This window comes from Kineosporia sp. NBRC 101731, assembly GCF_030269305.1.
In the GTDB taxonomy this organism is placed as follows: Bacteria; Actinomycetota; Actinomycetes; order Actinomycetales; family Kineosporiaceae; genus Kineosporia.
Genome location: NZ_BSTC01000004.1, coordinates 573,804 through 593,087 on the forward strand (window position 1 = coordinate 573,804; position 19,284 = coordinate 593,087).

Here is a 19,284-nt window from a genome sequence, read left to right on the forward strand (position 1 = left end):
TCCGGGCGCCGCCCGCTCACCCGGGTCAGCGCCGAGCAGGCCGCTGGTGGGGCTCCGCACCATCACACTTCGAAAGTGCCGGGTTGCCAAGCCGGTCTCGGCCACGTACACACCTCACGCCCTGACCCGTAGTTCACCGGGGCGAGTTCGGTGATCCGACCTCCCGAACTCGCCCCTCAGCTGCCGAGCACCTGCTCCCACCCCGGCGCATACGGTCTGACCCGCAAGGGCATCCCGGCCTCCGACGGCGTCCGGTCACGCTTGCGATGGTTGCACCGCGCACAGGCCGCCACCGTGTTCAGCCAGGTGTCCCCACCACCGCGCGACCGCGGCATCACATGGTCAACCGTGCTAGCCCGTCCACCGCAGTACGCACAGACGTGCTGATCCCGGGCCAGCAGCGCCCGGCGGCTCCACGAAGGGCCCGATCGGTACCGCCACCGCATCGCCACATACCGCAGCAGCCGAACCACTTTCGGCCGCGGCCACGGTCCCAGCGGCCGACCGTCAGCGGCCTCTTCGACCACCGCCACCTGCCGCACCAGCATCCGTACGGCATGGGGCAGGGAAACGTAGTGCAGGCGCTCGTAGGAAGCGTTCAGCACGAGAACCGTGGTCATCTGGACACCTCCTTCGTTCGTCTGAAATACCCTGAAATACAGGAGACCGGCGTGCCCGCGGAGGGATTCGAACCCCCACCATCTGCGTTCTGAACGCAGCGCCTCTACCAGTTGGACTACACGGGCAAAACATGTTGCTGGAAATGAAAAGACGCCACTGCCGGGATCTCCGGGAGCAGCGTCGCCGTGGAAGCGCGAGATCAGCGCATCACGACAAGTCCCCGGCTTCCGACAGACCCAGGGCGCCCCGAAGTCGGCTGTTCAGGGGTGACGTCATGAACATCCCCGCGACTCCTCTCCTTCGAAACGCTCCGGCTGACTGCGGATGAAGACTGGCACGCCTGTCGCGAACGGGTCTACTGATTTTTGACGATGTGGCCAGCCGGTGCAGTCGGCTGGCAGTTCTCAGGGTTGAACACGTTGGCTGACCGTTCACGTGGGCTGTGTGACCCTGGCGCTTCCCGGGCGGGGCACCGCTGGTCGTGTTCGCTGACCCGGGCCGTGAACCTGCCGTTTCATGCTGGACATACAGGCCGCGGCGGGCGACGACGAGATCGTGGTGGGCCCGTCGTCGCCCTGTCGCTTCGAGCCCTAGCTGATGATGGAGGTGCCGGCCAAGTAGCTGGCCCGCTGCTGAAGCAAGGTCCGCAGCGACTGGACCTCGCTGTCGATGGCCTGCCGATCGCGTCCGTCCACCGTGCTCAGCACCTTCGCGATGGCGTCCACCGCCTTCGTCGCCGCATCGTGGGCGTACATCTGATCGTAAAGATTGCGGTAGGCCTCCTGATAGGCCGGCATGAGGGCGTCCGCGGCCAGGAAACGCTCTTTGAGCTTGTGCCCTCCCAGCCCGCCCGGCATTCCACCTCCACCCGGCATCTCCATCCCTTCCGGAAGCTCCATCCCTTCCGGAAGTTCCATACCCTCCGGAAGTTCCATACCCTCCGGAAGCTGGAGCCCACCGCCGTCCTGACCTCCCTGACCAGCCCGTGCTCCCCCGAATCCACCCATGCTGACCGCGGCGTTCGGATCCTGCTCGGCATTACCGGTCAGGGCCAGGTTGTAGTCCCAGCCGATGACCGAGAACTTCCTGGTGTCGAGGTCGTACCAGAGGTAGTAGTTCTTGCCCGGACCGGCCATGTCGTCGGAGTTCACCAGCAGGTTCTGCGCGGCCAGGTACCGCGCGAACGAATCCACATCCAGATGATCGTCCAGGTCCGCGGCGAACTCGGCGTCGCTGCTGCGATCTACCCACCGCATCAGGTCGATCACCGGCTGCAGGTCCTGACTGCCCTGCTGGGTGATCTGCTTGAAGTCCTCCGTGTAGTCCGTCGGATCATCGCCCTTGTAGGCGAACTCGCCGGTGGACAGGCTCTTGTACAGGACTCCGTTGCCACCGAGGTCTGCGGCGAACTCCTCGTCCGGGTGCTCGACCACCAGCCGGGCCACCGTGGGGCGGCTGTTCACCGTGAAGCTGGTGTAGGCGTAGCCCTCGGCGCTGATCCCGGCATTGGCGAGCAGTTGCAGCGCGGTCGCCTCGTTCACCACGCTCTGGCCACCGCCCATGCCGGCCACCCGCACCGCGATCTCGCGATGTCCCTGGTACCGGCGGCCTTCGACGAACTCGTCGAAGCGGATCAGCCAGGGCAGGGTCTCGGGTTCCTCCGACTTCAGCAAGGACATCCCCATACCTCCACCCGCCGGTGCGCCACCAGGAAATCCTTCCGGCCGGGCCTCGTCCGCCGCTCCTGCCTCCTGGCCACCGGGGAAACCCCCGGCTCCACCGGGAGCGGTACGTCCATTGGTCCGGGCCTGCCCGTCACGGGTCAGACCGGACAGCGTCGAATTGCCCTTGAGCCGGATCCCGACGCTCTGGACCAGTACGCCGTCGATGGTGATATCGGCCTCGACGTAGTCCTTCTCACCCTGGTCGAAATAGTCGTCGAGCATTCGCTGGTATGCGTCGTCGCGGAACGTCAGATCGATCTGGTGGGCGATGCCGGAGTCGAACAGGTCGGTGGTGCCGACGATGTTCTGCGTCACCCTCCCGGAATTGGCCGAGCCCGTGCTGGTGACCAGGGGGGCCACCCGAACGGTGCTGAAAACCACGCCGAAGGTGACGATCACGGCCACGCAGATAGCCAGAAGCTTCCAGTAGTGCCGGATCCGCACCGGGATCCGGTGCTGCCACCGCGCCCGCATCACAGATCGGTCTGGTCGTATCCGGTCAGGACCGTCACCCGCTGGCCCCCGGTCCGCTCCCCCAGGGCCGCGATCAGCTGGCCCGGTTCGTGGCCCTTCTTCAGTCTGACCGTGTACATCATCTCGGTCATGCTCCCGGCCCGGATGGATTCCAGGCTGACCAGCTCGAACTCGTCGGTGTGCTGGATCAGCACGTCCTGGATGTGCTCGGTGTAGTTCCCGTCCGATGGCACCTGGACCTTCACCACCTGCCGGTGAACGCTGGAGGCGAACCAGTTGAAGCGGAACATCACCACGATGACCAGGCAGATCGACACTGCCGCGACAGTCGCGAGGCTGTAGAAGCGGGTGCCGGCAGCCATCCCGATGCTCATCACCAGGAAGATGAAGCCGACGTCGCGGGTCTCCTTGATCGCATTGCGGAACCGGACCACCGACAGCGCTCCGACCAGGGCGAAGGCCCGGGCGATGTTCGAGCCGACGACCAGCATGATCAGCGAGATCAGCATCCCGAGGATCACCAGCGTCTGGACGTACGACTGGCTGTAGGAGACGTTGCGGTGGGTGTAGCGGTAGACATACCCGATCATGCTGCTGAGGAAGAACGACAGACTCAGGGCGAGGGCGACATCGCCCATGCTGAATGTGCCGGACAGATCCTGGACCTCGAAAGGCATGGGGAGACAGACCTAACTGTGGATAGCGACCGGCAGGACGCCGGCCGGCTCGTCGTCGGGAACGTGGAAGATGGAGCGTGGTGCACGGTCATACGCTTCGATGCCCTGGCAGTACTTCGAGACCCGCACCACGGAGAGGTTCATCCGGGCAGCCAGGTCGGTGAGCCAGTAGGGAACGCGTTCGTCGGCCTTGAACTCGACCACCGACAGTCCCGCCGGGACGATGAGCCGGTTCTCTGCCGATGCGGCGAAGTGGAAGTCGCGATCGCGGCCCCGGACCCGATGGTCCATGGTCACCCGGATGCCCTCGTCGGCTTCCCGGCCGACGAAGGCCTCACGCTGGTATCCCGTCATCATCACCGGCCGAAGGTCGAGCATCGAGACGAGTTCCAGGATCTCCTCGACGAAAGCCTTCTGGGAGGAGTGGTGCTCGATCATCCGGCGTCGGTCACACAGGTCCTGTGCCTGCGCGTACGGCAGGGCGATGCGACGCTTCTGGGTGACGCGGTTGACCCGCTGCTTGATCTCGACGTGTACGGTCGAGTCGTCGCTGACCGCGAACCGGTCGCCGTAGTGCCGGATCCGCAGTTTCCGGCGGAATTTCAGGCCCTCGATCTTCTCCCAGTAAAATCGCAGCTGGCGGGTGTCGTAGTACGTGCTCCAAACCCCGTATCCGCCGTCCGCCCCGTGGCTGTCGAAGTCGAGTCGCCGGGTCAGTTCCCCCCGTAGTTCGGGGATCTGGTGGCTGGGCACGAGGTACTTGATCTCGTACCGGTTGAAGGCGTGCAGCTTGCTGGGTGTGCGCAGGGCATGTCCGGTTGTGTCGTCGCTGATCGGGTGCCCGGGCGTCTCGCTCAGCATGCCCACCGCGACATTCTGCGTTGCGTGGTCCGGGGGTTTCTTTCTCTGGAACCACATTCCGGAAGCTTCCAATCGTCGTTTCTCCAGAACTGCCGATGCCTTGACCAACTTCAAACGTGAGATGAAGTCAAAGAATCCAAAAGGTTGACATCGAGCGGGTCAACGATGTCGCAGAGGCCCGACCGGCACCATCCTCCGATCGCAGGCAGGCCCGGGACCTGCGTCTACTGCGATCGCGGTAGACGCCCGACCGGAACGCCGCAGTGCAGCTCTCCTCACAGCATGTCCACAGGTTCACCGGGCAGTTCAGGCCCCTGACCGGCCACCGCGGTCGACTAACGTCGGGAGTTATGGTCGCCAACGTGGTCCGCCGGTTTCGACGCGGTCGTCCATTGCTGGTGGACACGCTCATCGGCGGGCTGGTCGCCGCGCCCCTGGTCCTGGGCGATCTGCCCGTGCGGGGTTCGACCGAGCCGGAGACCGGAGAGCTCTGGATGGCAGCCTGCATCTGGGCGGCCGTGGCACTGCGGCGTATCCGCCCGCTGCCGGTGCTGGCGGCCTCCACCGGCCTGGGCGTGACGGCGATCCTGACCGGAGGGTCGGCACAGCCCGGGGCGATCGTGGCCCTGGTCCTGGTGGTCCACACCGTCGCTGCCGACCCCGAACGCCCCGTGTTCTGGTTGGTGGCGGTCGCGTCCACCACCGTCCTGATCTATCTCGCGGCGACTCTGGTCTCCACCGCGGCCTGGTGGGCTCCGCAGAACCTCGCGCTGGTGGCCTGGCTCGGTCTTGCTGTCGCCGTCGGCGATGCCACCCGCTCCCGGCATGCCTACGTGACCGAGGTGGAAGAGCGGGCCCATCGCGCGGAACAGACCAGGAGCAGCGAGGTGCGCCGCAGAATCATCGAGGAACGCATGCGGATCGCCCGCGAACTGCATGACGTGGTCAGCCACAACATCGCCGTCATCAGCGTCCAGGCCGGTGCGGCCCGGCACGTGCTGCGCGAACGCCCCGAAGTCGTGGACTCCTCGCTGGAACACATCCGGGCCGCCTCCGACACCGTGCTGAAGGAACTCTCCTCGATCGTCGGGATTCTGCGCGATTCCTCCGATCTGGAAGCTTCCAGCGGCCCGACCCGCGGACTGGCCCACCTACCGGAACTACTCAGAAGCGCGGACGCCTCCGGCCTACGGGTGAAACACGAGGAGATCGGCTCGCCCCGGGATCTGCCGGCAGTGGTCGACCTCGCCGCGTACCGCATACTCCAGGAGTCCTTGACCAATGCCCGCAAGCACGGCATCGGGCCGGCCTGGCTGCGTATCGAATACGCCGCCGGTCACATCACTCTGGAGATACGCAACCAGATCGCCTTCAGCGGTGCAGTCGACGGGCCCCAGGGCTACGGTCTGGTGGGAATGCACGAACGAGCTCAGGCCGCCGGGGGCAGACTGAACACGCAGTTGCAGTCCGACGACAACTTCTGTGTGCGCGCCGTGCTCCCGGCGGTGAACGCATGACCAGGATTCTCCTGGCCGATGACCAGGCCCTGATTCGCGCCGGCTATCGCCTGATCCTCGAGAACAGCCCCGGTATGGACGTTGTCGGTGAGGCCTGCACGGGCGTGGAGGCCGTGGACCTGGCCCGGACCACCCGCCCCGACATCATTCTCATGGACCTTCGGATGCCGGAGATGGACGGACTGGAAGCCACCCGAACGATCGCGGCCGACCCCGCCCTGGACGGCGTGAGGATCCTCGTCCTGACCACCTTCGAGAACGACGAGAACGTGGTCCGGGCCCTGCGCGCGGGGGCCAGCGGATTTCTCGGCAAGAATGTTCAGCCGGTCGACCTGGTCCAGGCCGTTCACACCGTGGCCGGCGGCGAGGCCCTGCTGTCGCCCCAGGCGACCCGGGCGCTGATCGCCGAGTTCCTGAGTATCCCGGAGGTGGAACCGCTTCCGGATCCTGATCAGGACCTCATGTCCCGGCTGACCGAACGGGAGCAGGAAATCCTCGTCCTGGCCGCCCACGGGCTCTCCAACCACGAGATCGCCCGTCGGCTCTTCCTCTCGCCCCTCACGGCCAAGACCCATATCAACCGCGCGATGAGCAAACTGGGGGTGCGTGACCGCGCGCAACTGGTGGTTCTGGCCTATCAGGGAGGCATCGTCAACCGCGGCGATCAGCTCTCATGACCCGGCCGGGTCAGCACCTGCTCTGGAGCCCCCGCAGCAAGGTGTCCAGGAACACCAGTTTCCGTTCCGGCGGAACGTCGTCGTTACGGGCCAGCTGAACGAGCACCCCGGCCGCCACGACGATGTCATTGCGATCGATCCCGGCGCGGATACGGCCACCGGCCTGGCCGCGCTCAAGGATCTGGTCGAGCGCGACCCGGATCTGCATCCGGGCCTGCTCGATCTCGGCGCAGTCAGGCGTTCGCCCTTCACCCAGTTGCAGCAGGCACAGATCGGCGGTCTCCAGCGTCCACAGCAGGAACCGGCGCAGGCCCTCCACCGGGTCCAGGTCGTGGAGCCCGTCGAGCAGGTGGACGACCTGGCAGGCCCGGTCGAGGAAGACCGCCTGTTGCAGTGCCTCCAGGCCCGAGAAGTGCCGGTAGAGCGTGGCGTTGCCCACACCCGCACGCTGCGCGACCGCATTGAACGAGACCTCGAAACCCTGCTCGGCGAACAGGTCCGCTGCAGCCGCCACGATGCGCACCCGGTTGGCCCGGGCATCGGCGCGCCGCACTGAGGTCTCGGTCATCACAACAGCATAACGGGCGTCGGTGGTATCCGGGGAAGCCTTCCCCACTTATAGTGGTCGCTGCCCCGACAGGACCGAACCTGTCCTCGTGAAAGCAGCTACGCCATGGTCATGCCCCTTGCCCAGAAACGGCCCGACCCCCCGATGCCGTCCCTCAGCCGTCGCCTCGCAGACCTGACGCCCCGCGAGCGCGAGGTCATGACGCTGGTGGCCCGCGGCCTGACGAACGACGAGATCGGCGCCGTGCTCTTCATCAGCCCGACGACGGCCAAGACGCACGTGAACCGCGCCCTGGCCAAGACCGGCTGCCGAGACCGCACCCAGTTGGTGATCCTCGCCTACGAGACCGGTGTGGTGCGGGCCGGCGAGCGTACGGGCCAGTGCAAGACCGATCTGGTGCAGCGGCCGCCGTACCTACAGCGCTCGGCGTAGTCAGCGGCCGGGGCCGCGTTCAGTTGGCCAGGGACGATGCCGATCGATCGCGGCCGCCATACGAACCGGAAGCTGCAGGCTGCCGGGAGCAAGGCTGCACCCACCCCTGAGCGAGCCACGAACCGCCCCAAACACGTCGAAGCCCACCGGCACACGACCGGCAGGTCACCCGCAATTCAGTCCCATCCGTGCCCCGAACTCACCAATATCGTACACTCTGCGTAATTGGTTGCGAGCGAGGAGTAGCGGACGTCAGGGGTCGAGCAGCTGACCGCCGGTGTCCGTTCCTTGTCCGCTGCGCTGGAGGAACACCAGCAGCATGTTCAAGGACGCTGTGATCGTGCCGGCGAGATAGCTGAGGATGCCACCTGGCACGGCTGGGACGGCATCACTGGGGTCATGTACCAGGCGATCGAGACCCTGGAAGCTCTCCAGGAACCGCTTGTAGAGGCTCAACAGAGTTGCGAGTCGGCGATCCTGACGTTGGATGCGGTAGCCGCCCAACTCGGCGCCAACGGAGTTAAAGCCTGCTTGCGTACAGCGCACCGAGACCTGTCCTCGGCCGCACATGAACTCCATCGCGCAGCCGCGATGAGCCAGGAAGTCCAGGACCATGTCCAGAGCGCCGCGCTGGAAGAGTTCGCTCAGACGATCGCCGCTCTACGCGAGAATCTGCACATCATCGCCGATGTCTTGGAGAAGGCACGCGCGGAGATCGATGTCGAACTCCAGGTCCTGAAGTCCTGGAAGTCCCCCGATCCATCTGGCCCGGACGAGACCGACGCTGGTGCGGCGGGAGCGTTCGTTCGTGCTGTGCGGGAGGCTGCCGACGCCTTACCGGTTCGGGTGGGCAACGTCGGCAAGACCACGGGTCTGGTTCTGGACATGCGTGGTCGACGAGCTTCAGGAGGCCCGATCGTCTCCGGCCGGGATCCCACTTTGATCGATGATCTGGTTCTGTCTCCCAGAGAAGCTCTGGCCGACCCCCTGAAGTCGCATGTGGAGGCCTATGTCGCCCGGGGCGTACGACGCGGTGACTTCCCGCGCGAGATCGTCCTGGTCCTCAATAACCGACCCTGCTTCGGACCCAACGGGTGCGATCAATGGCTTCCCCGCATCCTGCCTGCTGGGGTGCGCATGCACGTGTACGTTGCCGACGACCGGCCCTTGAGACTGCACAAGACCTACGAAGGACACGGACGAAGGATCAGACAGTGACAACCTCCTCCCCCGCGCATGACCGCCACACCGCACGATCCGCCAGCAACCCGCGGCCTGCTCTGACCTTGGCCTGGGGTGTCAACCCCGAGGAGACCGACCAGAATCAGGTCCAGGTCACCACCACTCGCGAGCTCACCGACATCCTGGCCACCATTCACGCGCAAGCTCTGCGCCGGGGCGTCGCCCAGCAGATCGACATCTGGGAGGGCCTGTTGCCGGACCCCACCATCAACGGCGCTCCCGGTGACCCGGCCGAACTCGACGACTTCCTCCCCGAGCCGTTCCTCCAAGCCGTCATCGGTCATCCCGAACGGGCTGGGTTGCGTTGGCTCGGACGCGATCAGCAGGTCCAGGCCATCCATCCCGCACTGCCGCTCCTGGCCGAACCGGTCCTGTACGACAACGGCGGTGCCACCGACCCCATGCCGCCGGAGCTCCTGCCCCTGACCTACACCGACGTCGAGCACATCCTCACCGTGTTCCTCCTGCACCGAACCCGCGCCGACGACGTCACCTGGACCGATCTCTCCGAAATCCTCTAGAGCCAGTCCTATCCGGCCTGGGGTTGCCGGATACGCCCCCGCTCCAGCTCGATCGCACAGCGATGGATGGTGCGAAGTACCCTCGAAGGCATGAGCCTCACCCCGGCCACCACGTTCCGTCTGGACAACCGCTTCGCCCGTGAACTCCCGGAGATGGCGATCGCCTGGACCGGCGAGGCCGCCCCGGAGCCCCAGCTGCTGGTGCTCGACGAGAGTCTGGCGAAGGAACTGGGTCTGGACCCGGCCTGGCTGCGCAGCGCCGAGGGCCTGGAACTGCTGGTCGGAACCGGTGTGGTGGACGGAGCGACCCCGGTGGCTCAGGCCTACTCCGGGCACCAGTTCGGCGGATTCTCCCCGCGGCTGGGCGACGGGCGGGCTCTGCTGCTCGGCGAGCTGACCGATGCCGACGGAACCGTCCGCGATCTGCATCTGAAGGGTTCAGGGCGCACGCCCTTCGCCCGGGCCGGTGACGGCCTGGCGGTGGTCGGCCCGATGCTGCGCGAATACATCGTCAGTCAGGCCATGCACGCCCTGGGCATCCCGAGCACCCGCTCGCTGGCCGTGGTCGCCACCGGTCGCCCGGTGCAGCGCGAAACGATGCTTCCCGGAGCGGTTCTGGCGCGGATCGCCAGGAGCCACCTGCGGGTCGGCAGCTTCCAGTACGCCTCGCTGGCCGACGATCCGGACCTGCTGCGCCGCCTGGCCGACCACGCCATCAACCGGCACCACCCGAGCGCCACCCAGGCCGAGCGTCCCTACCTGGCGCTGTTGGAGGCCGTGATCGCGGCCCAAGCCGATCTGGTGGCGCGCTGGATGCTGGTGGGGTTCGTGCACGGGGTCATGAACACCGACAACATGACGATCTCGGGCGAGAGCATCGACTTCGGGCCGTGCGCCTTTGTGGACGCCTACGACCCGGCTGCGGTCTACAGCTCGATCGACCGTGAGGGCCGCTACGCCTACGGCAACCAGCCGGCGATCGCCCAGTGGAACCTGACCCGGCTGGCCGAGACCCTGCTCCCCCTCATCGACGCCGACCAGGACACCGCGATCGACCTGGCCACGACGTCCTTGCGCGGGTTCGCCGGACAGTACGAGAACGCCTGGGCGAGCGGGATGCGGGCCAAGCTCGGCCTGAGCGAGGGTGCGGATGCCACCGCGCTGAGCGAGGAACTGCTGGATCTGCTGCGGACGCACCAGGTCGACTACACGTCGTTCTTCCGCTCGCTGTCCGGGGCGGCCCGTGGCGATGCCGAGCCCGTCCGGCGCCTGTTCCCCGACCCCACGAGCGCCGACGGCTGGCTGGCCCGGTGGAGCGCCCAGGAACCTCAGGCGACCTTGATGGACGAGGTCAACCCGGCGTACATCCCGCGCAACCACCTGGTCGAGGAGGCCCTGACCGCCGCGACCGACGGCGACCTCGACCCGCTCGAACGGCTGCTGGAGGCCGTGACGAGCCCGTTCGACGAACGACCCGGGCTGGAGCGTTACGCCCGGCCGGCGCCGCCGGACTTCGGCACGTACCGGACCTTCTGCGGTACGTGAGCGCCTGAACTGATCAGTGCCGACGGTGCGAGAACCTGGAGCGGTTGGCCTCGGCCTGTCCACCGGCCGCGAGGTCCTGGCTCTTCTCGCTCCGCCGGCCGATGAAGTTGCTGGCCGAGATCAGGGCCCGCGACACCGTCGTCGGCCCGTTGCGCTTCTCGATGCGATGCGCCACCGCCCGGGCAGCGACCGCGAGCGCGGGAACAGCGACGGTCAGCAGCAGCCAGGTGCGCAGACGACGGCTGAAAAACGCGAACATGTAAGCCTCCTGGGCCTGGGTGGGAACCTTGGGGAAGCATCTCCCGGCCCGTGCGCCCCTGCGATTCGAGGCGTGACGAGAACCTTCCGCACAGCGGCTCGCCCTACGGTGGTCGCTGCGGCATCACGTAGTGCCGCGGCCTCGTCAGGGCAGCTTGGCGAGCCGCGCCGTGGCCGTCTGGGCATGTTGGGGATGACCGGACGACATCACCTGCTGGTAGATCCGGCGCGCCTCGGTGACGTCTTCACGCCTGACGAGCACCGCTGCGAGGTTGAGTGCTCCAGCACCACGGGCATCGGGATGCTCCGACTCGGCGGCGAGCCGAAACAGGCGCTCGGCCTCGATGAAGTCACTGCCGTGCACAGCCATCAAACCAAGGTTCAGCGCAGCCGCACCGGCCGAGATCGGATCGTCTCCCCGCAGCGCTGCCTCGTACGCCTGCCGGGCGCCGTCGTGATCACCACGCTGTTCGCGCAGCAGGCCGAGATTCAGCGAGGCCAGGGCCCGGGAGGGCCGGTTGCTGTCCGCCAGCGGACGCAGAATGCTCTCGGCCTTCTCGGTCTCGCCCTTCTCCTGCTCGGCCGCGGCCAAACCAATCGTGACCTCGTCGAAGTCCTTGACCAGGAACGTGGGGATGCCGATCCCGACTGCCTCGGCGGCGATGTCCAGCGTGACATTCTGAGCGACAGATTCTTGACCGGCCGGGCCATGGACAACTGCGTTGTGGTCAGCGCCGTCGTGGTCGGCCGCGTTCTGGTCGGTAGGGACTGCGTCGGTGGGGCTGTCGGTGGGTCGTGTAGTACCGAACGGCCGCCAACGGCGCTTCTCACGGCCGGCCCGGCGAACCGCGGGTGGGGCCATGCCCTGGTCCGGAGCCGGCTCTGCTGTTCGCGTCAGCTGCTCCTGCCGGTCGATGAGTTCCAGGTTCGCCAGAGCCAGTTGGGTCTGCTCGGGATCACCGGACGCGATGGCTCGCTGGAACGCCTGCCGGGCCCCCGATGCGTCCTGCAGATGGTGGAACCGGATGCAACCGATGTTGACCTCGGCTTTCGGGGTCAACATCGGATCGTTCGTGGCGAGCGTCCTCTCATACGCTTCGACGGCCTCGGACCAGGCCGTCCGCCGCTGGTGCAGCAGACCGAGGTTGAACCAGGCAGAGGGGAGGAACTGCTCGACACCGGTCTCGGTGACCTGATGAAAAGCATTGATAGCCAGCTCGGTCTGCTGCCGCTCGGCAGCGATGAGGGCATACACCAAGATGGCACCGACCGACCACTGCGGGTGCCCCGAGGCCATCGCGATGATGACGTAGTCATCTGCCTCGGCCAGCTCACCCCGATCCAGAAGGGCCATCGCCCATCGGTAGGCAGCCCTCGGCGACCATTCTGGATCCGCCGCTTCGATCGCCGCGACGAAGGCGCCCCGCGCGATCTCGAACGGGTCACCCGAGCCGAGGACCACCTCACCCGAGAGCAGAGCCACAGCCAGGGCGAAGGAGTCTTCGGCCGATCCGCCGGGAGAGTTCGTCATAGGATGATCTTCGCAAGCAGAACACTGCTGCAGAAGCAATTCCGGCAAGTCGACCATTCATGACCGTCGATAGCCCCGGCCCGGTCCGCCGCGAGGCGCAGATGCCAGACGGCCCACCCGCTGCGCTTCATCGACGAGCGTCCACACCAGGGACGGAAACGACTGCACGAAATATTTCGAGGTCAAAGCGGGCCAGAAAGACGGGAGTTGCGCAGAGTGTCATTCGCTCGAATTTCTTGGGTTGCCCTGGTGGCTTCCAGCCTTTGCTCCTGCGCTCTTGTGGGGCCCAGTGATCCGGATAACCCACCGCTAGGCCTGAGTCGCGTCGGCAATGCCTACGAAATCCGAATGCCGGAATGTGCGACCGGTATCAGCCAATCCGTGACCCTAGAGGGCGTCGCTTCTCCGGAAGTCCCCGATCCACAGATTTATTGGGAAGTTGAGCGCCCCTGGCCCGAGAACTCAGACACAGCGCACCAGATAGTCGTGGGTCGCGTCACGCCCGACATGAAAGTCATCCACGAGTACACGCCGCCGCCCAGCTCTTCGGAAGTATATGTAAGCGTCGGTGGGGCAAAGGGGTCCGCCCTGTGGCTGGGGTACTTCGATCTGTCGAAGGTCGGATCTACCCTGAACCTGGGATTGGACTACGATGACGCCCCGGCAGTTCCTGATCCTGAAGTTGAGCTCAACGAACAAGCCGGCTGTGAATGATCGGTCAGCGGCAAGCCCTCACCATCACGTTTCGCTTCGTCTGCACCGGCGGCGCCGTTGTCTCGGTGAAGGCGGTGCCGGACATTCGTGAGTTGCCTGCCGCCGATGCGGAAGAGGTCACGTGCGACGGCTCGGTGGCGAGCATGAGCGTGGCTGTCGACGGCCCCGGTCAGCTGCGAAGCGCAGATGCCAGACGGCTCACCCGCTGCGGTTCGTCCACGAGCTTTCCTACAAGCGGACGACGTCGGCCAGAACCCCGCCCGGTGTCAGGCGTTCGGGAGCCGGGGAGTCGTAGACCACGAGCAGGTGGTCTTCGTCCAGCAGGGTGATGCCTTCGGCGTGATCGGCGCCGTCCCCGTGCGGCAGCGACATCACGATCTGGAGTTCGTCCTCGCGCACGATGTCGGCCGCCTCCACGACGCACCCTCCGCGCCAGCGCACCACTTTGATCGGGCCGGAGATGCTCATGCTCGGGCCGGCCAGCAGCAGAAGGTCGTCGCCGTGCGGGCACAGGTCACGGATGCCCAGGCCGCCCAGGTCCAGGAAGTGCGTGCGGTAGCGCTCGCCGTTCTCGAGAGGGGCCAGGACGAGGCGGTGTTCGTCGTCGGGGTCGGTCACCGGCCGGATCTCCAGCAGTGTCGCCCATCCCCGCAGGACCGGTCCGCGCAGGCCCAGGTACAGGCGGTCGCCGTGGGCGGCGATGCCCTCGATGTCGACGCCGTTGTCCTTGCCCGGGATCTCCAGGAACGGTTCCAGGTGGGGGTCGTGTTCCTGGGCCAGCAGGTCGGTGATCGAGTCGCCCCGTCCACCGAGGACGGCCGATGTCAGCCGCCGGCCGCCCGAGGTGGCCGTGCGGGCGAGGCCCGGGCCACCATCGGGGTCGGTGGTGACCGCGAGCCGCAGCAGGGTGTAGCGGTTTTCCTCGCGCAGGACCTTGGCGAGGCGTTTGCGGGCCTTGGCGTCGGGGTGCGTGTCCTTGATCCGGCGCCGTTTGAGACTGTGTGAGCCGACCGCCCACAGCCAGTCACCGCTGCGGGCCAGGCCTTCGATGTCGGCCTCACCGTCCGCGTCCTGACCGGGAAGCTCGACCAGATCGGCCAGGCGCACGGTGCGGTGGCCGTCGTAGCGCTCGGTCGTGGAGCCCGCGGGAACGGCGGTGAGCCGCTCGAGGGTGGCGGTCTCGTCCCCGGCGATCCAGAGGTGCTCGCCGTCGGTGCGGATCCCAGACAGGTTGGTGTGGGTTCCGGCCTCCTGCGCCGTGGCGTCGAAGACCAGCTCGATCTGCCGCTCGGGCAACCGCCAACCGTTCATGCCGCCATCCTGCACCGGCGGGCGAACTCGGCGGGGACGCAACGCCGCAGGTGAAGGGCCAACCTGCCCTCTTCTTGTATTTTACCGAACGAACGGTAAAGTATGGCCATGGGTCGTACAGCGAGTGTGGACGAGGCAGTGGTTCAGGCCCGCCTGGCCGAGGTCTTCCGGGCCGGCGGATATGCGGGCGCGTCGCTGTCCGCCCTGTCGGCGGCGGTCGGTCTGCAGCGTGCGAGCCTCTACCACCGCTTTCCCGACGGTAAACCCGCGATGGCGCGAGCTGTGCTCCAGGGCATCGAGGCGGAGCTGCAGGAGACGCTGCGGCCACTGCACGCGGAACCGGACGTGGCCGAGGGCGTGGCCGAGATGGCCCGGCGGATCGCCCGTGGTTACCAGGACGGCCGGGTGGCCTGCGTCCTGGACACGATGACGCTCACCGGTGCACCCGACGACATCACCGCCCACGCCGCGCGGCTGGCCCGGCAGTGGCTTGCGGCCATGGCCGATGCGTCGCTGCGGGCGGGCGCGGACCCGCAGCAGGCGAACGCCCGGGCCCAGGCGGCCCTGGTGCGCATCCAGGGAGCACTGGTGGTGTCGCGCGTGCTGCACGACCCTTCTGTGTTCGAGCAGACTCTCACCGAGCTGCCCGCGCTTCTCCTGTCTGATCGACGAGCCCTGTAGGAGCATCGGATATGTCGCACCAGGTCGATCCAGAAGCCCTGACCTTCCAGGAGACAGGGCGCGAGGGCGCCGAACATCCCGGGGAGCAGGCGGTGCAGGAGCACGCGCACGAGGGCGGCCCCGGATGGGGTTCACCCATGTTCGGAGCCGAGATTCCTCACGGGTTCCAGCCTTTCCTGCGGGCCCAACGCATGCTCACACTGGCGGCCACCGATCATGAAGGACGCGTATGGGCCACGACGGTGTCCGGGTCACCGGGGTTCGCCGGCGCAGTGGACGATCGGACCCTCTTCATCGATGCGCTGCCGGCTCCGGGCGACCCCCTGCGGGAAGTCTTCGAGGAGCAACGGGATCTGGGCCTGCTCGCCCTGCAGCCGCAGACCCGGCGACGGGTGCGGATGAACGGGGTGGCCCGGCGCGACGGCGAGCGTCTGGTGCTGCGGACCGAGCAGGTGCTGGGCAACTGCCCGAAGTACATCCAGACCCGCGAGATCACCGCCGTCGACCAGAGTGCTCCGGCCGGAACTGCCGTTGTGGCAGAAGAACTGACGGCTGATCAGCATGGGTGGATCGAGCGGGCCGATACCTTCTTCATCGCCAGCCGCTCCCCCGGGCACGGTGCCGATGCCTCCCACCGCGGCGGGATGCCGGGTTTCGTGAGGGCCGGTACGCGCCGGCTGCGCTGGCCCGATTACACCGGCAACCAGTTCTACATGACGCTGGGCAACCTGCAGTTGAGTCCCGCGGCCGGTCTGCTGTTCCTGGACTGGGAGCAGGGCCACACCCTGCAGGTGACCGGAACGGCCCGCATCGACTGGGATCCGCGCAGCGCCGCCGCCTACCCGGGTGCCCTGCGGATGGTGGAGTTCGACATCTCCGGGGTGGTGCAGATCGACCGGGCCAGCCCGCTGCGGTGGAGCCGGCCGCAGTACTCCCGCTTCAACCCGCCCGCGGCCGCCTGAGTTGCACCGACCTCACCGGTGACGCTGGGCGGCGGCGAGAGTGACGGGCGCGCCTTCCCCGGACGACGGTGAGTGCCGGGCTCACGTCTACATCGGCGAATCAGGCAGGACCGCCACGACGATCTCCTCATCCCGGCCGACCGCCACGGCGCCGAGCGAACCGTCGGGCGCCCAGACTCCTGAGCCACCGGCGGATCGCTCCCCCACCGGGTGGCCACCGAGATTGGCGGCCAGCGACCACATCCTGTGGTCCCGGGCGCGAGCCGCCATCCGGTCGGACATCTTCTGTTCCTCTCCTGCGGTGTAGAGCACTGACGCCACGTACACCTGGGCCCCGGCCTCCCGGGCGGCCTGGGCGTGCTCGGGAACGCTGGTGTCGAAACACACGGACAGGCCGAGCTTCCAGCCCTCGACAGTGATCACGAGCGGCCCGGTCCCGGCCTCGACGAGCTCGTTCTCGGCCCCGTGCAGGTGGGTCTTGGGCGCCACCAGGTCCGGGCCGGTCCCGGTCACCAGCATCGCGGCGATGTAGCGGTGGCCGTCCACCTCGACCGGGGCCCCGAGCACGACGGCCGTACCCCGGGCGGCCGCGGCCCGCCGGATCCGGTTCAGGCGCTCGTCCCCCGGCCGGAACCACACCCGGGGTTCGTTCTCCAGGAGGTCAAGGTCGTAGCCGGTCACGGACAGCTCCGGGAACACCACCAGGCTGGCCTCGGCCGCCTGCACCAGGAGTTTCTCGGCGCGCAGCAGGTTCTCCTCGACATCGCCGAGCACGGGCACGGACTGCACGGCGGCAACGGTCAGGGACGAGGTCACGCGCCCATCACCCGGGCCCCGGCCAGGTAGGGGACCAGGACCGTGAACCGGTCACCGTCCCCGGACGGTGTCAGGACCGACGGCACGGCCAGGGCGATCATCACGACGGCAGACATCAGTTCTCCTCATGGACTGTTGCGGTGAAGCTTGTTCCAGCCTGACAGCGAGGCATCAGCAGATCCCCGAAGGGTCCCGACCACGGTGCGGCCGGCCCGCAGCGAACCTCAGCCGTCCGTGAGCTGGCGTGAGGCCACTGTGATCGCTTGCGCGTCGCTGTCCAGGAGCGACCGCTCGCGATCCAGCGTCTACGGGCTGATGGTCCAGTCGCCTCCCGCACACCGGGGGATGACGGAGTGCTGACGATTCAGTCCCGCCACCCCCGGTCGCGACCGCCTGCGCCGGGGCGGGCAGCAGCCTCAGCTCACCGCCCGTCACCCGGCGCTGGGAAGCGGCCGAACTTTCTGATGATATCTTCAGTTCTGTGGATTCATTCATTTTAGTTGTGGCGAGGTCCCGGCCGGGACGAGGTCAGGGATGACCCCCGCCAAGCGCGACCAGGCCGAACCGGCCGGCCCGTCACGGCGGGCCGTTCTGAAGGGTGCGGGGTTCTCCGTCGCGGCAGTGGCCGGCACCGCCTCGGTAGCAGTTCCTTTCGCCGCAAGCCAGACCAGCAGCACTCCCCCGCGAACCACCGTTCCGGCGGCACAAGCCCTTCGAATCGACCATGTCACGGTCGTCGATCCCCGCGATGGCCGCAGGCGTCCCGACCGGTCGGTGCTCGTGCGGGGCGGAAAGATCGTGTCGGTCACGGCCGCCGCCACAGCACCGGCTGCGGCCGGAGTACGGGTGATCGATGGGGCCGGCCGTTTCGTGGTCCCCGGCTACAACAACATGCACACCCACGTGCTCCAGGAAGGCCCCCGCTCACGCCTGTTCCTGGCGACGATGCTGGCGGAGGGCACGACGGGGATGCGCCAGATGGCCGGCAGCGATCAGCTGCTGCGCAACCGGGCTGAGAACCGGCTCGGGCTGGACGAGTACGCTCCCAGGCTCCTGGCCATGCCCGGCGCCCTGCTCATGCCGTTCAACGCCCCCTCAATCGCCAGAGCCCGTCGGGAGATCAGCCGGCAGAAGGCTCTCGGCGCCGATTTCATCAAGCTCATCCAGGTCGAGCCGGACGTCTTCTTCGATGCGCTCAGCTGGGCGCACGAGAACGGGCTGAAGGTGGCCGGACACCTTCCCGCCACGGTGAGCCCGACGCAGGCCGCGGAGGCCGGGTTCGACTCGCTGGAGCACCTGGGCACCAGTATCAATATCTGGATCGAGACCTCTCGCGAGCGAGAGGCCCTGCGCCAGGAGGAGGACACCGCCAGCCCCATCCCCAACTGGCTGGGATACGTGCCCTACTCCCAGCAGATGTTCACCAGCGGCATCGCCACGAAGGCCACCTCGAAGACCTTGCTCAACCCGGCTCTTCTGGAGTCGCCGGACGACATCGCCCTGCTGCAGCGGGCACTCGACTCGTTCGACGAAGGCGCCGCTGAGGATCTGGCCAGAAGTTTCGCGAGGAACAACACCTGGCAGACCCCCACCCTCGTGCGACTTCGTTCCGAGTACCTGGCGGATGCACCCGAATACGCGAACCACCCGTGGCTGAGCATGATCTCACCCGAGGCGCGCAGCAGCTACCAGGACATGCGCCGAAAATTCCTGGCCCTGCCGTCAGCGACCCGGTCGGTCTTCCACCGTTACTACGAGACGACCCTGAACATGATCCAGCGCATTCACGACGCCGGCACGCCGATCATGAGCGGCACCGACGGCCCGTCCGGAAATCCCGGGCACGACCTGCAGTCCGAGTTCCGGGAAATGGCCCGCGCCGGACTGACGCCCCTGGACATCCTGCGCTCCACGACCACCGTGCCCGCGGCCTTCCTCGGACGTTCCGACCGGATGGGTGCCGTGGCCAGGGGCATGGACGCCGATTTCCTGCTGCTCGAGGCCGACCCGCTCGCAAAGGTCGAGCACCTGGGAACCATCAGCGCCGTGGTGCGCGAGGGTCACTATCACACCCGTGAAGACATCGGCGAGACCGTCGATCGTCTCCTGACGGCGGCGGAGGCGTGATGAGGATCAAGGTTCGGTCAGGACA

General features: G+C 67.1%; 18 protein-coding genes, 1 tRNA gene and 1 pseudogene. 9 read left to right on the forward strand and 11 right to left on the reverse strand.

What is annotated here, in order from left to right; translation table 11 throughout:
* Nucleotides 1-176: 176 nt before the first annotated feature.
* The 5 genes from QSK05_RS15535 to QSK05_RS15555 all read right to left on the reverse strand — a co-directional run bounded on the left by QSK05_RS15535 (nucleotide 177) and on the right by QSK05_RS15555 (nucleotide 4,357).
* Nucleotides 177-620: an HNH endonuclease gene (locus tag QSK05_RS15535; RefSeq protein ID WP_285597910.1), complete on the reverse strand. Its 444-nt coding sequence runs from the start codon at nucleotides 618-620 to the stop codon at nucleotides 177-179.
* Between the two features lie 52 nt (nucleotides 621-672).
* Nucleotides 673-746, reverse strand: a tRNA-Leu gene (locus tag QSK05_RS15540).
* Nucleotides 747-1,211: 465 nt separating this feature from the next.
* The gene (locus QSK05_RS15545; RefSeq protein ID WP_285597911.1) at nucleotides 1,212-2,819 is read right to left on the reverse strand and encodes a CotH kinase family protein; all 1,608 of its coding nucleotides are present in this window, start codon (nucleotides 2,817-2,819) and stop codon (nucleotides 1,212-1,214) included.
* Nucleotides 2,819-3,496 carry a DUF4956 domain-containing protein gene (locus QSK05_RS15550; protein ID WP_285597912.1) on the reverse strand — a complete coding sequence of 226 codons (678 nt, stop codon included), beginning with the start codon at nucleotides 3,494-3,496 and terminating at the stop codon, nucleotides 2,819-2,821. Before QSK05_RS15550 ends, QSK05_RS15545 begins: the two co-directional genes overlap by 1 nt.
* 12 nt (nucleotides 3,497-3,508) lie before the next feature.
* A complete protein-coding gene (locus QSK05_RS15555; RefSeq protein WP_285597948.1) occupies nucleotides 3,509-4,357 on the reverse strand; it encodes a polyphosphate polymerase domain-containing protein in 849 nt (282 codons plus the stop codon).
* A 362-nt stretch (nucleotides 4,358-4,719) separates the two neighbouring features.
* On the opposite strand from QSK05_RS15555, the gene QSK05_RS15560 reads away from it, so the two are divergent.
* Both QSK05_RS15560 and QSK05_RS15565 read left to right on the forward strand, forming a co-directional pair.
* Nucleotides 4,720-5,874, forward strand: a complete 1,155-nt coding sequence (locus tag QSK05_RS15560) for a sensor histidine kinase (protein ID WP_285597913.1) — start codon at nucleotides 4,720-4,722, stop codon at nucleotides 5,872-5,874.
* Nucleotides 5,871-6,551 carry a response regulator gene (locus QSK05_RS15565; protein WP_285597914.1) on the forward strand — a complete coding sequence of 227 codons (681 nt, stop codon included), beginning with the start codon at nucleotides 5,871-5,873 and terminating at the stop codon, nucleotides 6,549-6,551. Before QSK05_RS15560 ends, QSK05_RS15565 begins: the two co-directional genes overlap by 4 nt.
* Nucleotides 6,552-6,561: 10 nt before the next feature.
* On the opposite strand, the gene QSK05_RS15570 is transcribed toward QSK05_RS15565, so the two are convergent.
* Complete coding sequence (locus tag QSK05_RS15570) at nucleotides 6,562-7,119, reverse strand: TetR/AcrR family transcriptional regulator (RefSeq protein WP_285597915.1); 558 nt, start codon at nucleotides 7,117-7,119, stop codon at nucleotides 6,562-6,564.
* A gap of 159 nt (nucleotides 7,120-7,278) precedes the next feature.
* On the opposite strand from QSK05_RS15570, the pseudogene QSK05_RS15575 reads away from it, so the two are divergent.
* Nucleotides 7,279-7,551: pseudogene (locus QSK05_RS15575) on the forward strand (response regulator transcription factor); the annotation flags it as partial.
* Nucleotides 7,552-7,803: 252 nt separating this feature from the next.
* Here QSK05_RS15575 and QSK05_RS15580 read toward each other — a convergent pair.
* A complete protein-coding gene (locus QSK05_RS15580) occupies nucleotides 7,804-8,166 on the reverse strand; it encodes a hypothetical protein (protein ID WP_285597917.1) in 363 nt (120 codons plus the stop codon).
* Here QSK05_RS15580 and QSK05_RS15585 point away from each other — a divergent pair.
* The 3 genes from QSK05_RS15585 to QSK05_RS15595 all read left to right on the forward strand — a co-directional run bounded on the left by QSK05_RS15585 (nucleotide 8,143) and on the right by QSK05_RS15595 (nucleotide 10,859).
* A complete protein-coding gene (locus QSK05_RS15585; RefSeq protein ID WP_285597918.1) occupies nucleotides 8,143-8,769 on the forward strand; it encodes a DddA-like double-stranded DNA deaminase toxin in 627 nt (208 codons plus the stop codon). The two genes, QSK05_RS15580 and QSK05_RS15585, sit on opposite strands and share 24 nt — an antisense overlap.
* Entirely contained in the window at nucleotides 8,766-9,314 is a 549-nt protein-coding gene (locus QSK05_RS15590) for a hypothetical protein (RefSeq protein ID WP_285597919.1), read from the forward strand. The genes QSK05_RS15585 and QSK05_RS15590 overlap by 4 nt, the downstream gene beginning before the upstream one ends.
* 90 nt (nucleotides 9,315-9,404) lie before the next feature.
* Nucleotides 9,405-10,859, forward strand: a complete 1,455-nt coding sequence (locus tag QSK05_RS15595; RefSeq protein WP_285597920.1) for a protein adenylyltransferase SelO — start codon at nucleotides 9,405-9,407, stop codon at nucleotides 10,857-10,859.
* A gap of 13 nt (nucleotides 10,860-10,872) precedes the next feature.
* Here QSK05_RS15595 and QSK05_RS15600 read toward each other — a convergent pair whose 3' ends face one another.
* The 3 genes from QSK05_RS15600 to QSK05_RS15610 all read right to left on the reverse strand — a co-directional run bounded on the left by QSK05_RS15600 (nucleotide 10,873) and on the right by QSK05_RS15610 (nucleotide 14,673).
* Nucleotides 10,873-11,118, reverse strand: coding sequence for a hypothetical protein (locus tag QSK05_RS15600; RefSeq protein ID WP_285597921.1), 246 nt, complete (start codon nucleotides 11,116-11,118; stop codon nucleotides 10,873-10,875).
* 144 nt (nucleotides 11,119-11,262) lie between these two features.
* Complete coding sequence (locus QSK05_RS15605) at nucleotides 11,263-12,648, reverse strand: tetratricopeptide repeat protein (RefSeq protein WP_285597922.1); 1,386 nt, start codon at nucleotides 12,646-12,648, stop codon at nucleotides 11,263-11,265.
* Nucleotides 12,649-13,590: 942 nt separating this feature from the next.
* Nucleotides 13,591-14,673, reverse strand: a complete 1,083-nt coding sequence (locus tag QSK05_RS15610; RefSeq protein WP_285597923.1) for a DUF3616 domain-containing protein — start codon at nucleotides 14,671-14,673, stop codon at nucleotides 13,591-13,593.
* 108 nt (nucleotides 14,674-14,781) lie between these two features.
* On the opposite strand from QSK05_RS15610, the gene QSK05_RS15615 reads away from it, so the two are divergent.
* Nucleotides 14,782-15,354 carry a TetR/AcrR family transcriptional regulator gene (locus QSK05_RS15615; RefSeq protein ID WP_285597924.1) on the forward strand — a complete coding sequence of 191 codons (573 nt, stop codon included), beginning with the start codon at nucleotides 14,782-14,784 and terminating at the stop codon, nucleotides 15,352-15,354.
* Nucleotides 15,355-15,365: 11 nt separating this feature from the next.
* Nucleotides 15,366-16,316 carry a PNPOx family protein gene (locus tag QSK05_RS15620; protein ID WP_285597925.1) on the forward strand — a complete coding sequence of 317 codons (951 nt, stop codon included), beginning with the start codon at nucleotides 15,366-15,368 and terminating at the stop codon, nucleotides 16,314-16,316.
* Between the two features lie 87 nt (nucleotides 16,317-16,403).
* Here the strand turns inward: QSK05_RS15620 and QSK05_RS15625 are convergent, their stop codons facing one another.
* Nucleotides 16,404-17,132: a carbon-nitrogen hydrolase family protein gene (locus tag QSK05_RS15625; protein WP_285597926.1), complete on the reverse strand. Its 729-nt coding sequence runs from the start codon at nucleotides 17,130-17,132 to the stop codon at nucleotides 16,404-16,406.
* Between the two features lie 534 nt (nucleotides 17,133-17,666).
* Between QSK05_RS15625 and QSK05_RS15630 the strand changes: the two genes are divergently transcribed.
* The gene (locus tag QSK05_RS15630) at nucleotides 17,667-19,259 is read left to right on the forward strand and encodes an amidohydrolase family protein (RefSeq protein WP_285597927.1); all 1,593 of its coding nucleotides are present in this window, start codon (nucleotides 17,667-17,669) and stop codon (nucleotides 19,257-19,259) included.
* Nucleotides 19,260-19,284 lie beyond the last annotated feature (25 nt).